Genomic DNA, 14,865 nt, shown 5'->3' with positions numbered 1-14,865 from the left:
CATGCAATTTACAGATGAGATGATGAAGCTGGCAGAACGGGTAGAGGAGAAAATCAAGGATCGGGTCCGGGACATCGAGTCGATTGCGGAACAGAACCAATGGAAGGTCATTCAGGCTTTTCAGCGGCATCAGGTAAGCGATTATCATTTTGCCGGATCGACGGGCTACGGCTACAATGATCGGGGCAGAGAAGTGCTGGATGAGGTCTATGCCGACGTATTCGGCGCGGAGGCGGCGCTTGTGCGGCCTCATTTCGTATCGGGGACGCATACGATCGCGACCGCTCTGTTCGCCGTGCTCCGCCCGGGTGATGAACTGCTGTATATTACCGGAACACCTTATGATACATTGCACAAGGTGATTGGTCAGGAAGGCGACGGGACCGGCTCGCTTCGCGACTGGGGCATTCAGTACGGCGAGGTGGAGCTGTCGGATGAAGGGCAGGTCAATTGGGCGGAGGTTGAGCGGCGGATCTCGCCGCGAACCAGAGTGATCGGCATTCAGCGCTCGCGTGGCTACGCCTGGCGGACATCGTTCCGCGTCGATGAGATCGCGGACATGGTTACCCAAGTCAAGCGGCTGATCCCGGATGCAATCGTGTTCGTCGATAACTGCTACGGCGAATTTACGGAACGGCTGGAGCCGACGGAGGCCGGAGCGGATATCATTGCCGGTTCCCTTATCAAAAATCCGGGGGGCGGCATCGCCGAGACCGGAGGCTATATCGCCGGCAAGCGGCGCTTCGTGGAAGCGGCGGCGGCACGTCTGTCCGCACCGGGCATCGGCGGCGAGGTTGGGGCGATGCTTGGCATGACGCGCGCCATGTACCAAGGACTGTTCCTTGCGCCGAGCATCGTGGGACAAGCCGTGCGCGGCAGCGTCTTTGCGGCGGCTATGTTCGAGGAGCTCGGATTCGAATCGTCCCCGCACTGGTCGGCACCGCGGACGGATCTGATCCAGGCGATCCGCTTCGATTCCGCCGAGCATCTGATCGCCTTCGTGCAAGGGATTCAAAAGGCATCCGCCGTCGACGCCCATGTCGTGCCAGTGCCTTGGGAAATGCCCGGCTACGAGCACCCGGTTATTATGGCGGCCGGCACCTTCATCCAGGGCGGGAGCCTGGAGCTGTCGGCGGATGCGCCGATAAGGGAGCCGTATACGGCGTACATGCAGGGCGGCTTGACTTATGCGCATGCGAAGCTGGGAGCGATGACCGCATTGTCCGCGATGGTGGAGCGGGGGCTGCTGAAGCTGTCCTGATTTTTCTGTCAGTTTTTCTGACATCTGTTGACACCTATTTGAACGGGAGATACAATGAAGGGAAGCAAGGGATCACCAGAGGAAGGTTGATGAGCGGTGGGGGATGAAATTCGCAGAAATATGGCTTTGTTTCCAATCGGCATCGTAATGAAGCTGACGGATTTGACCGCAAGGCAGATTCGTTACTACGAGCAGCATGAATTGATTATGCCTGCACGCACATCCGGCAACCAGCGTCTATTCTCATTCAATGATGTAGAGCGGCTGCTGGAGATTAAGGCGCTTATTGAGAAGGGTGTGAACATCGCCGGGATCAAGCAAGTGCTGAATCCGGTCTCCAAGGAATCCGAGGAGGCGACCGTGCTAAGCGAAGATTCGGAAAGCAAACGCAAGGAACTGTCGGAGACTCAACTGCATCGAATGCTGAAGCAGCAGCTCATTTCCGGAAATAGACCGGGTCAAGTGTCATTGATTCAAGGTGAACTGTCTCGTTTCTTCACGAAGTGATCAAACCAATCTAATCCAGGTTCACAAGAAGGAGATGTTACTCCATGGGTTACACCAGAGAAGACATTGTACGCATCGCGGAAGAACAAAATGTACGATTTATCCGGCTTCAATTTACGGATTTGCTGGGAACGATCAAGAATGTGGAGATCCCGGTAAGCCAATTGAACAAGGCGCTGGACAACAAAATGATGTTTGACGGCTCTTCTATCGAAGGTTATGTGCGGATTGAAGAATCAGATATGTATCTGGTGCCTGATCTGGATACTTGGGTGGTATTCCCATGGGTAACGGAAGATCGTGTAGCACGGTTGATTTGTGACGTATATACAACAGACGGAGTTCCGTTCGCCGGATGTCCGCGCGGCATTCTGAAGCGGGCGCTGAAGGAAGCGCAAGAAATGGGCTATACGGCGATGAATGTCGGACCGGAGCCGGAGTTCTTCCTGTTCAAGACGGATGAGAAGGGCAATCCGACGATGGAGCTGAACGATCAGGGCGGGTATTTCGATTTGGCCCCGACGGATCTGGGGGAGAACTGCCGTCGCGAGATTGTATTGAAGCTGGAGGAAATGGGCTTTGAAATCGAAGCTTCCCACCATGAAGTGGCGCCGGGGCAGCATGAGATTGATTTCAAGTACGCGAACGCCATCAAGGCCGCTGACCAGATCCAGACCTTCAAGCTCGTCGTGAAGACGATCGCGCGCCAGCATGGCCTGCACGCCACCTTCATGGCGAAGCCGTTGTTCGGCGTGAACGGCTCCGGCATGCACTGCAACATCTCGCTGTTCCAGGGCAAGGAGAATGCGTTCTATGACGAGAAGGATAAGCTGGGCTTGAGCGATGATGCCCGCCGCTTCATGGCCGGGGTATTGAAGCATGCCCGCGGCTTCGCGGCCATAACGAATCCGACAGTCAACTCCTATAAGCGGCTCGTTCCGGGATATGAGGCTCCATGCTACGTCGCTTGGTCCGCAAGCAATCGCAGCCCGATGGTTCGCATTCCCGCATCCCGCGGTCTCAGCACACGGGTTGAGGTGCGCAACCCGGATCCGTCGGCGAACCCGTATTTGGCGTTGGCCGCTATTCTGAATGCGGGATTGGACGGAATCAAGAAAAAATCCGACCTGCCAGCGCCGACTGACCGGAATATCTACGTGATGACGGACGAAGAGCGCGAAGCGGAAGGCATCCCAAGCTTGCCATCCAGCCTCAAGGAAGCGCTGGAAGCATTGCTCCGCGACGAGATCATTTGTGATTCGCTCGGCGAGCATGCGCTGCAGCACTTCATGGAGCTGAAGGAAATCGAATGGGATATGTACCGCACACAGGTTCATCAGTGGGAACGCGATCAGTATATGACCTTATATTAATTCTTTAATCCCTAGAGCCGTAAGGCTTCTGGGGATTTTTAATTTGTGGGTGAAATGATGCGGGGAAGGTAGCGGAGTGGAGCACCCACAAAACACCCACAATTTTATTCGAGAATGTTTTTGAGGTGATTCTCAAACTTGTCCATATTCGTAGCCTCAAGTTTTTTGGATACGTGGGCGTACACGTCCGATGTAATTTGAATACTTCCGTGGCCAAGCCGTTCCTGGACATACTTCATATCGGCGCCGCTCTCAAGCAATATGACTGCGTGGGTATGGCGCAGCGAATGGATCGGCAATGGCGGTAATCCGGCGCGATTCAGAATCCTGGAGAAGGCATTAAAGAGTGATGATTTTGGCATGAAATTTCCGTCTTCTCGACATAGTACCAGATTCAGATCGTGGTGGTATGCATCATTTAGGACAAGCTTGTTTTGATTTTGCAGTTCATGTGATAACGTAGATCATTGGTAAAGACTGACTCATTGAAATTACGCGAGTAGAGCGATACGTTTTGATGTCCCCGAACAGTTCTTTTATTCTTCGCCGTGATATTCCAAGGTCTTGAATTGATTTCTGGAACATTATCGGCTTGATATCTTTTAGCAAAATTTCTTTGAAATATGGCTTGATTTGTTGTTTAATATTATACTCGTGCAGCTCCAGGCCGTTGGAAAAGCCTGTTTTTTACGAAGGGGTGGAGATGTCCATTTACACAATCTAAACTTGGCACTCAGAATATTTTCTACTGAGAGACGAGCTCCACGATATAAAAAATGAAGTGGCGAAAATCCCCCAATACTTCTCAACGGCCTAATTTTACGGGATCCAAGAGACCGCGTCGGATCCTGGGGGCATCATCGCCTTCAAGATGCATCATCGCCTTCAAGATGCATCATTGCCTTCTGGAGGCATCGTTGCCTCCTGGGGCTTGAACGTGTGGAGGGAATTGCTTCTATTTTACAGGAATTTCGGCTCAATGAGTCCACATCCCGAGGAATTGCTGCAAATCTACATCATTTTAGGCCCTTTTGCTTCAAGTCAAAGCGAAACGGGTGAAATTCCTGCAGTTTTGCAGGATTCCCTTTCTGGTAAAGTCGTCCATATCGAATTGCTGTATTGGCGCAGGATTTCGCTTACCGAATAGGCGTGCTTGGAGAAATCGTGCAGTTTTGCGGAATTCGCCTACCGGATAGACGTGTCTAGGGAAATGGCCGTTGGAAAATTTTTTACGAAGGGGTGGAGATTGTCCATTTTCCTACTCAAAACTTGGACCCTTAGCGTTTTAAATCGATTTTTTCTACGGAGAGACGAGATCCACCACATAAAAAATAAAGTGCCACAAAATCCCTTGGACTTTCTCAACAGCCTGAGCTCGATTGTTTTTTGCGAACTATGCCTCTCTAAGGCTTAAACTGTAAATCCATCCTGCCGGCAGCACAGTCAATGAATACAGGAAGGTTCAGCAATACAGCTTTATGAAGCGTGTCGGCGAGCCGTATCCGATTAGGGACTAAATCACGAAATCGAGAATGAGATGCAGATTGACCTCTTCGACATCGGCGGATGCAGTTGATTCCTCGAATATTAAATCTATGGGCGCTCAGCACCTAAGGGGAGGGTGAACCTCCCCGACATATATCACAAATTATTCTGGCATGATCCAAACGATTTCTGCAATGCGGACAAAAAATTTCTTTTTTCTTTGTTCGAGCAAAACATGGTCTTGTTTGACATCCAGGACACATCCGTCGATTCTACCACGTGTGGTTTCCAGAATAACAACATTTCCAATTTGGCACATTAAAGCTTCAACAACGCAAGGATTTACAGGATAAACCACGATAGGCTTGTGATGCATATATGGCTTGTGGTGCATATAGGACTTGTGGTGCATATAAGGCATTTGATGCATCATTGGATGACTACTCAAAATAATTACCTCCCAAATAATTTATATGGCATTCTATGCAGTCGCCTACAAAATGAATTGGACGAATGCCCAGAAACGTGTTGTATTATGCGGGGAAAGAGGTATGAATAAAGCAGAAAAGGTAGCACACAAGCACTTCTGCCTGTTCGAAAGCCTCGATGGATATGAAATGATCTATGTCCACTACGAAGATACAAATGGTACATCCACACGAATACTGTGATGATGGCACGAAGCAGATTTCTCATGACCAGGACCCAATTGTTAAAGGAATATACATGTTTACATTAAGGGCCTTCGGGCCCTCTAAGGGGGAGATAGATATGTACAAGTACACGTTGAGACGATGAACACTACGGCTGTTCCCTATGTCCAGCAAATGCGCTACTGTTTTACGAAACAACGAATCGTGACGGTTAAAATGTATCGCTCGAACCCGCCAATCTGCCAAGCTTGTCCGCTCCGGACACAATGTGAGAGTAAAGATGCAGTGAAACGCATCAAGCGATATGTTTGGGCTGAATATGTTGAAGAGGCAGACCACCTTCGCCAAACAGAGGAAAACAACGAATGTATGCGGGGCGAAAGGAGACAATAGAGCGAGTTTTTGCTGCCATGACCTCAAAAAAATGGCGACCTGGACCTGGAAGGCTGTCACCCATCTGATAATTTGAACTTCGTATTTGAAATATGGACAAAGAACATAAAGAACTCCCGGGGCTGCAGTATTTCGCGAGGGTTTGTCTCAACCTGAAGCTCCGGATCACTCCGGGGCTATTTTTATGGTACGAATCACCCACAAAACCACCCACAATTAAGAAGTCATATGAAGTTACATAATGTTCCCGATTACGAAAAAGCCTGTTATTATAAGGTTTTTCAAGTAATATGCAACTGTGTGAAAAGCAAAAACTTAAACCCGCACACAGGTTCATCAGTGGGAACGCGATCAATATATGACCTTATATTAATTATCGAAGCCCTTGGACCTCTAAGGCATCGAGGTTTTTTTACTGTGGGGGCACGGGAAGATTTTTTGCGTCATTCGGGTCGATACCCTCAAATGCCCACAAAAAATTATGAGTATAAAGAGCCGTAGAGGTATTTGCCATTCCGGCTCTTCTGTGGTTCTCAACAATTCCATTCGTATTGGAACTCGGCTGAACGAAATATTATTTTTCCGTTATCCTTTATTTTTTAACTTTGGAAACGGTCATCCCATCACCTATTGGAATAAGCAGTGATTCTAATTGAGGATGATTGGCCACGGTTTTATTGAATTTCTTCATTATTTCTGTATAACGCTTAGGCTGAGCGTCCTGATCCGCTACCGTGCCGCCTGCCAGTACGTTATCACTAACGATTAAAGCGCCCGCTTCCGCGAGACTAATGCAATATGTCAGGTAAGTTTCGTAATTTTCCTTGTCAGCATCAATAAAGAAAAAATCATATTGTTTATTGTTGGCAACTAATTTTTCAAGACTTTGCAAAGCCGGTCCGGTAACATAGGTGACTTGATTACCAAAGCCAGCTTTAGAAAGATTGCTGTATGCTAATTCTGCGTAACCTTCCTCTAATTCAAGGGAGGTTAATTTTCCTTCGATACCGAATCCCCTGGCCAGGCAAAGCCCGCTGTAGCCCCCCAGAGCCCCTATTTCCAACACATTTTTAGCCCTTGAAATGGAAACAAGCATCGTCAGGAGTTTTCCAGAGGAAGGAGATACCGATATGGCGGGCATTCCGTTTTCTTGTATGGATGAAATAACATCCTCCAAAAGAGCATCTTGCTTATAAAATACGGAATCGATATAACTGTTAATTTGTTTCATCAGATTCACTTCCTTTCTCATCTTTAGCTTTAAACTCTTTGCTTTCCGACACAGAAGTTTCCGTTTCTTCATTCTTTGTCTTGGGTATTTCCATGGCTTCACTTATGTGTATTTCAAATAACTGAATAAATTCGTTGATTACCATATCGATGGCTTTTAATTCACCAACTAAAATTTGATGAATCGATTCAAACTCTGGTTGATCTAACTGTTGTTTAATGGTGGAACGCTTAAGATTCAACATCTCTAAAAAAGCAATTGCCCTCCCACGTCGAAAGGTTTTTGGACCCCGCTGGTGTGAACTATCTTTTCCTTTGTAACGTTCACCATGATGATGTCTCTCTTTCTTAAAATCTCTAAATACTTCATCTTTCATTTTAAAACCCTCCACTTGTATACAATTGAATACATATTACTTTGTTATGAATTGTATACAAACGTATACAATGTGTCGATGCACATCTAAAGAGACCATAGTAATTAATTTTCCAAAATGGTATCTGCGTATCTGGCTTTTCCGGAGTTTTACGAGGCGGATGAACGTATTTTATTGCACTGCCTTAATGACATGCTGCGGGGGCATGATGCGGTAAACAGGGCAAGACGAGCTGAATCAGCGATCTGAACTACAAGTGTAGGTCCAATACCATGTCTTCATTTAAAAATGGAGCACATACTGATCCGGGTGCTTGAAAGTGGATGGGGGAGCAGCGGGTTAACGATTCGGGCTAACCTAATAGACCTTAAAGGGAAGGGGCCTGTTGGGGTTATAACGATGACAACGACCGAATACTGCTCAGTAAGAGGACAGTACGGAGGCTGTGTCAGGAATCATTCAAAAACCATAGTCTTTGATGTGAACTAAAGCGAATCAGATGCAGAAGGAGGTAGCAATTTTGCTCAATTTATCGAGCCGATTGAAAGTTACGGAGACAATGACTTTTACCTGATAGATAAACTTATGGAGGTCGTTTTAATTATAGTCTTACATTGAAATCTCCTCCGGGACTTAATTACGATATGCAATTAATAACTGATGAGACCTACTGATGATGAAGTAGAAGCAGCTCCTGAAAAGGGCAAAATACGCGAACTTGTGACTTCTATCTAATATCGTATAAAATTGGCACAACCATAAAGAGCATATCTACAACAGTTTCAAGAAAACCCTTACGAACATAAACATCCTGCTTACCGAAAAGAGAATTTGCCCTATAATCTTGTCATCATGAGTTATCCAAGGAGTAGTGCAGAAGATGAATATTCCGAATTTAATGAGTACTTGAAAAATACGATTATGAGTGACTTATAGTCAGACTATGGCACTTATGCTCCTCCCCTGGGGGTATCTTGGGAATTTTGAGTTCTCTGATGCTTCCAGGACAGTAACAACGATAACGATTCCGGATGGCGATACGCTTGACCTTGCAACGCCAGTAATAGTTGAGTTTTTTGTAACTTAACTTCTGCGGTTTCGTTTGTGTTGAATGGGGCATGTGAGGTTCCTTGGTCGTTCCCAAAGACAGCATATTGCGCAAAATTACTGGGCTCATTGACTTTTCCTTCGTGTATGAGGAACTCGAACAGAACTATTGTCGAGAGAACGGCAGAACTGTAATTGATACGATTCGGATGTTCAAGTACTTGTAGCTCAAAGCAATTTTTGAGTAATTTGATAAGAACACGAAAGCTGATGGAGTAAGAAATCCAGCTTTTAAGGCAGAATTAAAAAGCGAAAAGACGACCGATATTCCAAACTCAGGGATACCAACCATCTTATAATTCTCGGTATTCAGTTGTTTAGTTAAAACCGCAAGTTATTCAGTAGCCTCGGATTACTCCGAGGCTTTTTTTCTTACGATATACACGGGGGAGGTGCCCCAATGGCAGCAGAAACTGCACTACATCTGAAGACGCCGAAAGGCTAGAACAAGGCCGTCAGCGGAAGGGATGGAGCACCAACGCTAAGGTTCTACGGTGCTCCACACAAATGAGTAATTACCAACAATGTCTTCTCCGTTTTCTTCTACACACTACCAATACTTTCTGACCTCGTTTAAGAACAACAGTGATTGTTCTACGATGACGTCTCATTCAAGCCACCTCCTTTCTGTATTACATTATGAGTAATTGCTTTAAATGATTGTGCTAAAGCTGAGGGGTATCTATCCTGAAAGTGATGGCACAACACTTTCACTCCTGGGAGCAGCAAGGTCACGGTTGAGGGCGCCGTTCGCACTAACGGCCCAAATTTTGTGCCTATGGGTTATAGCCAAGTCAAACCGTCCGTAATTCTAATATCATGGGAGTACCAAGTGAAAGGAGGTAACTCGAATGGGTGGAGTTACTTGTGGTATTGGTGGGCTCTGGACGTCGACAGGTGTAATTTTGGTATTGTTTATACTGCTAGTAATCGTTTCCCGTGCATTTATTTACTAATCGTTTTTTATGAGTCAGCGCCTTGCGCATTTGCGATTAAAGGCAGCCTACTGTACAAGGTCCTGCTTATTCAGCAGGGCCGTTTTTGTATGCCCGGATAAATGGGAGGAAGGACTTACAATAATTTGTTTTTGAACTGGAGCATAATTGGTCCATAGGCATATGATGAGGTATGAACTATGAGGGGAGTTGTTTTTCTTTGAGTTACCAATACCAACCATATTCAATGTCTCTTAACCCGTGGTCATACATGAACCCTTATTCTTATCCTCATCATTCCTATCCGCATGAATGTTCGGAGACTCAACATTTAAAGATGGAAACATTACAGACCGTCGAGCCATGGGTGCAAAACGGATTAAAGGAAGCACATTGCATATCGGTTGAACATGCGTTGCGCGAAGCGGCAGCCGTATCATATCTGATTGGGAAAGGATATGATCCGACTGTTGCGCATCAAATTGTCGAATCCTGGTGGCATTAGTAAAAGCGCCCGGTACCAGGAATAATGATTACTTAATTTCGCCCCCGTTGACATGCAAACTCTGTCCGGTGACGTAAGAGGAATCAGCACTTGCCAGATAGACGTAGCTGGGAGCGAGCTTTTCAGGTCATCTAGGGCGCTGCACCGGCATTCTTTGAAGCTGTGCATCTGAAATGCGACCGATGCGCTCCAGCGGATGCTGTTCGCCAGCATTATTGACTAATATGTCCAGCTTCCCAAGCTCCTTTACGGTCTGTTCCACAGTATGGTTACAGAACGATTCTTCTCCAATGTCGCGACCGATAAGCACGCAGCGCGTCCGGCCTGCCTGACGCCGCTTGCTTCCTCGGCATGCTCATTCAAATACACCATCGCGATGTCGGCGCCTTCCTTGGCGAACGCGACGGCTTCAGCCCCCGAATGAATCATGACATATGGCCCGGACTCGTCAAAAAGCCGCTTCCGAATACAGAACTGCTGTATCCAAAGCGGCTTCTTTACACTTGCTCCCATTGGTTGTAACCATTAATGAAAATCACGGAACAACCCAATCACTTTGCCCAAAATCGTCACATGCTTCAACCGGATCGGCTCAAATGTCGGATTCTCCGGCTGAAGGCGGATATGATCGCGTTCCTTGTAGAATGTCTTTACGGTTGCTTCGTTCTCCTCGGTCATGGCTACGACAATTTCACCGTTGTTCGCTGTCTGCTGCTGGCGGACGATAACGTAGTCTCCGTTATGTATTCCGGCTTCGATCATGCTGTCGCCGACTACGGATAGCATAAAGATGTTGTCATCATCTCCCACCATATGCACCGGAAGAGGGAAGTAATCTTCGATGTTCTCTGTTGCCGTAATCGGTTCTCCGGCCGTTACCTTCCCGATGACGGGAACGCGTGCCACGGCATGGCTGAATTCCGAATGGCGATCCGATTGTTCGCTCAGCAGTTCGATTGCTCTTGGCTTCGTTGGGTCCCGGCGGATAAAGCCTTTCTTCTCCAGCCGGTCCAGATGGCCGTGCACGGTAGAACTCGATGCGAGGCCGACAGCTTCCCCGATCTCTCTTACGGAAGGAGGATAACCCTTGGTGCGGACTTCATCACGTATAAAATCAAGGATCGCTTGTTGTCGACTTGATATTTTAGACAAAGATATCAACTCCAATGAATGCTCTTTTGTCAAAATTATACCATAGAACCTCCGTTCGCACAAACGTAAGTTCTAAAAAACCTTGATTTTATGCGGTTTTTTTCGTTTTCCTTTCGGGAAACGTCACTTAATGGGATTCGGGAAATAAAAAAGAGAACGCACGTTCCTTAAAAACTGTTGACCTGAACGTATGTTCGTGCTACATTATGGACAACAAGAATAGAACAAGTGTTTGGGGAGTGGGCGAACATGAGCCAAGTGGTATATAACCCGAGACGGAATTATGCATATCGAACGGAAGCAAGATTATCTATGCATCAACCTGTAGAGCAGAACCGTTATAATAGAAGGAAGATGATTCGAGCGATATTGCTCTTTGTTCTGTTGTTCCTTTTATGTGCGGGAATCGTCCAAGCATGGGGGGATGACGACATTGTATCCGAGCAGCCTTCTGTAGTTACGGAGCACGTACTTGTTCAGCCCGGGGACAGCCTGTGGGAGATCGCGACGGAATACAAACCGAATGGAATGGATACCCGTGAATACATATACAAGATTATTCAATTGAACGATTTAAGAGGGCATACGCTGCAATCCGGCATCGTCATTGACGTGCCGATATTTTCTTGACGATATTTCCGCTGTGACGGATCATATTTCTCACAGCACCGCTTTTCTCTCCTATTGAGGCCGAAGACGTGCTTCTTGTATTCTCTCGCCGTCAGCTTGCTTGACAAGGCTGAGGCAGCATGTCAAAGTAGAAGATATGCACCAGTGTATGGAGGGTACAAGATGAACATGGATAAATTAATCGCGCGCATCAACGAGCTGGCCCGCAAGCATAAGAGCGTAGGGCTGAACTCGGAGGAACTGGCGGAACGGGCCGCGCTTAGAGAGCAATACCTCGTATTGTTCCGGCAGCAGGTACGCAACAAGTTGGACAGCATTCGCTATGTGGAAGACGAAGAAGGCGAACAGAACAATCAACCGGGAAGCACCGTTCATTAGAGTGTTTAGCATATATAGGAGGTCTGGATGGGATGTCGCGTAGTTGGGAACGTCAAGTACGGCGCAATAGCGCTCAGTTGAACAAGCAACGCAAAAAGCAGGGCAAGCCGGGGATCGCTTCCCATACGGTTGCTTTCGATGAATTCAAGGGCCGGAATTTTATTCTTCCTTTGATATTGACCGGGTTTACGATCATTTATGGGCTGCTTGGCAGTGTTGGCACGAACCTGCCGTCCCCTACGCTGTACTGGATAACTGTTATTTGTTATTTGGCATTGGCATTGATGCTGTTTTTGCGCCGGCCCTTTTTACGGGTCACGAAAGACGAACTAAGCACGACAAAATGGAATCGGCTGCGTACGCTCAAAGTGGAAGACATCAAAAAAATAACGTATCAGCCTGGCTTCATCGTTATTGAAAAGAACGGCAAAGGCGCGAACTGGGTGTTCTCCCGTATGATGAACCGCTATGATATCGAAGCGATGCATGCGCGGCTGCAGCAGTTCGCTGCCCAGAACCAGATAGCGTACGAAGAGAGTTCAAAAGCAGACAAGAACGATAAGTCCAAGGAGACGGAGCAGTCGGATAAGGTCGTCTTCGTGAAGCCGAAGAAGTAGTTTTGCCAGAGTGGAGACAAGGGGGGAGACGCAATGGCCATACGTGCCGTATTATTCGATCTGGATGACACGCTGCTGTGGGATGAGCGGTGTGTGGAGGAAGCCTTTGCCGCTGTGTGTCACTATGCGCACTCCACAGCGAGAGTAGACGCGGAACAATTGGAGACCGAGGTGCGGAACGCTGCAAGAGCGTTATATGAAACCTATGCAACCTACGCCTTCACGACCAATATTGGCATCAATCCTTTTGAGGCGTTATGGGGGCATTTTACCGGGGGAGAGCATGAGCAGTTCCGAAGCCTGCAGCAGTTGGCGCCGGCTTACCGGACCGCCTCATGGACGACAGGTCTTCGCCAATCAGGGTGCGAGGATGAGGCGCTGGGAGCGGAGCTGGCGGAGCGATTCATGCGCGAACGTCGGTCGCGTTCTTACGTATATGAGGAGACGTATGATATTTTGCGGGCGTTGAAGCCTCATTATCAATTGCTCCTCTTGACGAACGGGGCTCCGGATTTGCAGCAGGAAAAGCTTGATGGCATTCCTGATATCATTCCGTTCTTCGATCATATCGTCATCTCCGGTCATCATCCGGAAGGGAAGCCTGCACCGAGTCTGTTCCGCCACGCGATGTCATTACTGGGCATCGGTCCTCATGAAGGCTTGATGGTTGGGGACAAGCTGACCACGGATATATTGGGTGCGCAAAATGTTGGAATGCATCATGCCTGGATTAATCGCAAGGGCGTGACATTGACCGGCAATATCCGGCCCGAACACGAGATAACCAACTTGATGGAACTGATCGGCGTGATTGAATCGATAAATCAAGCGGCGTTAAAGTAAGCCTATAAATGATAGGGAAGTCTGCCTGAAGGGCGGGCTTTCTTGCTTGATGGGGGTCAAATTGTACGCCGCGGAGCTGTCATGCGCAGATTTTGATGTGATGAATGTCACATAACCGTCACATAACTGTTCAGGATCTAGCCCGATCGAGTCATATCTTACGAAGTATTGTTGTTTATAATGAATATATAGAGAGGTTTGGAATAGCTAAGGAGTGAATGGGCATGATGAAGAAGGCAATGTTGGCGCTATCGCTTTGCCTGATGCTTATTTTCGCTGCAGCCTGCGGAAATGGCAATAGCAATGGCGGCGAGCATGCGAGCCACAATGGCTCCGGCGATCACAGCGGGCACGATGAGCATGGGCAGGATGGGGCGGTACCGGACTTGATCAAAGTAGACCTGCAGGTTCCTGCGGAAGTCAAAGCGAATGAGCCTGTCACGATAACCGCTCGCGTTACACAGAACGAACAAGCGGTGGATGATGCGGACAAAGTGGAGTTCGAGTATTGGCTGGAAGGGGAAGAACAGCATGAGCGAGCCGAAGGTTCGTTCACGCAGGATGGTACATATCAATTCGAGCATACGTTTGATAAAGCGGGCACATATAATGTGATCTCCCATGTAACAGCACGAGATATGCATTCGATGCCGAAGAAGCAATTCGAAGTCAAATAAACAAGCAAGGAAGGAAGCCCTGTCATGGCGACAGGGCTTTTTTGGCCATTCAATCCGATCACGCTTGCTGGAAGGACGGATCCGCATACGGATGAGCGATCCAGCCCTCGGTTTCGATAAATAAGCGAACGGCTACAATTTTGCGATTTTCCATTAAGGTGAAATAGTGCGGCTTGTTCTCCGGAACGGAGATGACATCGCCCGCAGACAGAATGACATCCATATAGCCGACGTCATCGGATCCTTTAATAACGAAGATGCCGTTGCCGGCGGTTATCGCTCTTACCTCATCTTCGGTATGAGTATGAACTTGCTCGAATTTTTTGAGCAGATCTTCAATATTCGGCGTCGCGTCGGAGAGTGCGATAATGTCCCATGTCCGATACCCTCTGCGCGCGGCCAAGTCACGGACTTCGTCATCGAATGTGTCAAGGATCGCCTGCTTCTCGTCATCGGTCAGCACAAATTTGTCTTGCAGGGAGGCGTCTAATTTGTTCGGATTCCAATGCTCATACAGCACGCCTTGCCCCTCCAGGAACTTACGAACATTCTCTTCTCCAGTAATTTTTTCGTTCGTGTTTCGAATCCGAATCTCAGCCATTCGCCAATCCCTACTTTCATAATCAGAATAATTGTGATTGTATTATAGTACACAGGAAATGAATGGGCAAGAGCCAATCGAGTGAAAAGATCGCAAGTCTTTCCTAAACGTTGCACTTCTGTTAAACTAGGTTCTAAACGT

14 protein-coding genes and 3 pseudogenes are annotated in these 14,865 nt (G+C 47.6%); 10 read left to right on the top strand and 7 right to left on the bottom strand.

The window, feature by feature from the left end; all coding sequences use genetic code 11:
- Position 1: 1 nt before the first annotated feature.
- The 3 genes from FLT43_RS04820 (at position 2) to glnA (ending at position 3,141) form a co-directional block, all read left to right on the top strand.
- On the top strand, positions 2–1,261 hold the full coding sequence (locus FLT43_RS04820; RefSeq protein ID WP_087441829.1) for a methionine gamma-lyase family protein: 1,260 nt from the start codon (positions 2–4) through the stop codon (positions 1,259–1,261).
- Positions 1,262–1,357: 96 nt separating this feature from the next.
- Complete coding sequence (locus FLT43_RS04815) at positions 1,358–1,768, top strand: MerR family transcriptional regulator (RefSeq protein WP_087441828.1); 411 nt, start codon at positions 1,358–1,360, stop codon at positions 1,766–1,768.
- Between the two features lie 44 nt (positions 1,769–1,812).
- On the top strand, positions 1,813–3,141 hold the full coding sequence (gene glnA, locus FLT43_RS04810) for a type I glutamate--ammonia ligase (RefSeq protein WP_087441827.1): 1,329 nt from the start codon (positions 1,813–1,815) through the stop codon (positions 3,139–3,141).
- A 104-nt stretch (positions 3,142–3,245) separates the two neighbouring features.
- On the opposite strand, the pseudogene FLT43_RS30990 reads toward glnA, so the two are convergent.
- From FLT43_RS30990 to FLT43_RS04790, 4 genes and pseudogenes are all read right to left on the bottom strand, one after another.
- Positions 3,246–3,756 (bottom strand): annotated as a pseudogene (locus FLT43_RS30990) (site-specific integrase); the annotation flags it as partial.
- A gap of 1,033 nt (positions 3,757–4,789) precedes the next feature.
- Positions 4,790–5,074, bottom strand: coding sequence for a DUF2642 domain-containing protein (locus FLT43_RS04800; RefSeq protein WP_244194135.1), 285 nt, complete (start codon positions 5,072–5,074; stop codon positions 4,790–4,792).
- A gap of 1,190 nt (positions 5,075–6,264) precedes the next feature.
- Positions 6,265–6,924 carry an O-methyltransferase gene (locus FLT43_RS04795; protein ID WP_244194134.1) on the bottom strand — a complete coding sequence of 220 codons (660 nt, stop codon included), beginning with the start codon at positions 6,922–6,924 and terminating at the stop codon, positions 6,265–6,267.
- Positions 6,890–7,279 carry a hypothetical protein gene (locus FLT43_RS04790; protein WP_087441823.1) on the bottom strand — a complete coding sequence of 130 codons (390 nt, stop codon included), beginning with the start codon at positions 7,277–7,279 and terminating at the stop codon, positions 6,890–6,892. Before FLT43_RS04790 ends, FLT43_RS04795 begins: the two co-directional genes overlap by 35 nt.
- A 1,130-nt stretch (positions 7,280–8,409) precedes the next feature.
- Between FLT43_RS04790 and FLT43_RS30775 the strand changes: the two are divergent.
- Positions 8,410–8,550 (top strand): annotated as a pseudogene (locus tag FLT43_RS30775) (transposase); the annotation flags it as partial.
- Positions 8,551–9,237: 687 nt separating this feature from the next.
- Positions 9,238–9,342 (top strand): sporulation protein YjcZ, encoded by a 105-nt coding sequence (locus FLT43_RS29975; RefSeq protein ID WP_244194133.1) that lies wholly within the window; start codon positions 9,238–9,240, stop codon positions 9,340–9,342.
- A gap of 635 nt (positions 9,343–9,977) precedes the next feature.
- Here FLT43_RS29975 and FLT43_RS04780 read toward each other — a convergent pair.
- Positions 9,978–10,240: pseudogene (locus FLT43_RS04780) on the bottom strand (SDR family oxidoreductase); the annotation flags it as partial.
- Between the two features lie 111 nt (positions 10,241–10,351).
- The gene (gene lexA, locus FLT43_RS04775; protein WP_087441822.1) at positions 10,352–10,978 is read right to left on the bottom strand and encodes a transcriptional repressor LexA; all 627 of its coding nucleotides are present in this window, start codon (positions 10,976–10,978) and stop codon (positions 10,352–10,354) included.
- A gap of 249 nt (positions 10,979–11,227) precedes the next feature.
- Here lexA and FLT43_RS04770 point away from each other — a divergent pair, with 249 nt between their 5' ends.
- The 5 genes from FLT43_RS04770 to FLT43_RS04750 all read left to right on the top strand — a co-directional run bounded on the left by FLT43_RS04770 (position 11,228) and on the right by FLT43_RS04750 (position 14,123).
- Positions 11,228–11,608, top strand: coding sequence for a LysM peptidoglycan-binding domain-containing protein (locus tag FLT43_RS04770; RefSeq protein ID WP_087441821.1), 381 nt, complete (start codon positions 11,228–11,230; stop codon positions 11,606–11,608).
- A 162-nt stretch (positions 11,609–11,770) separates the two neighbouring features.
- On the top strand, positions 11,771–11,986 hold the full coding sequence (locus FLT43_RS04765; RefSeq protein WP_087441820.1) for a DUF896 domain-containing protein: 216 nt from the start codon (positions 11,771–11,773) through the stop codon (positions 11,984–11,986).
- Between the two features lie 32 nt (positions 11,987–12,018).
- On the top strand, positions 12,019–12,603 hold the full coding sequence (locus FLT43_RS04760) for a methyltransferase (protein WP_087441819.1): 585 nt from the start codon (positions 12,019–12,021) through the stop codon (positions 12,601–12,603).
- 33 nt (positions 12,604–12,636) lie between these two features.
- Entirely contained in the window at positions 12,637–13,446 is an 810-nt protein-coding gene (locus FLT43_RS04755; RefSeq protein ID WP_087441818.1) for an HAD family hydrolase, read from the top strand.
- 224 nt (positions 13,447–13,670) lie between these two features.
- Complete coding sequence (locus tag FLT43_RS04750) at positions 13,671–14,123, top strand: FixH family protein (protein ID WP_087441817.1); 453 nt, start codon at positions 13,671–13,673, stop codon at positions 14,121–14,123.
- Between the two features lie 58 nt (positions 14,124–14,181).
- Here the strand turns inward: FLT43_RS04750 and FLT43_RS04745 are convergent, their stop codons facing one another.
- Complete coding sequence (locus FLT43_RS04745; protein WP_087441816.1) at positions 14,182–14,724, bottom strand: 1,2-dihydroxy-3-keto-5-methylthiopentene dioxygenase; 543 nt, start codon at positions 14,722–14,724, stop codon at positions 14,182–14,184.
- Positions 14,725–14,865 lie beyond the last annotated feature (141 nt).

It is taken from the genome of Paenibacillus thiaminolyticus (assembly GCF_007066085.1).
GTDB classification, from domain to species: Bacteria; Bacillota; Bacilli; order Paenibacillales; family Paenibacillaceae; genus Paenibacillus_B; species Paenibacillus_B thiaminolyticus.
The sequence above is the reverse complement of the archived record's forward strand: the minus strand, read 5'-3'. Positions and strand labels throughout refer to the sequence as shown.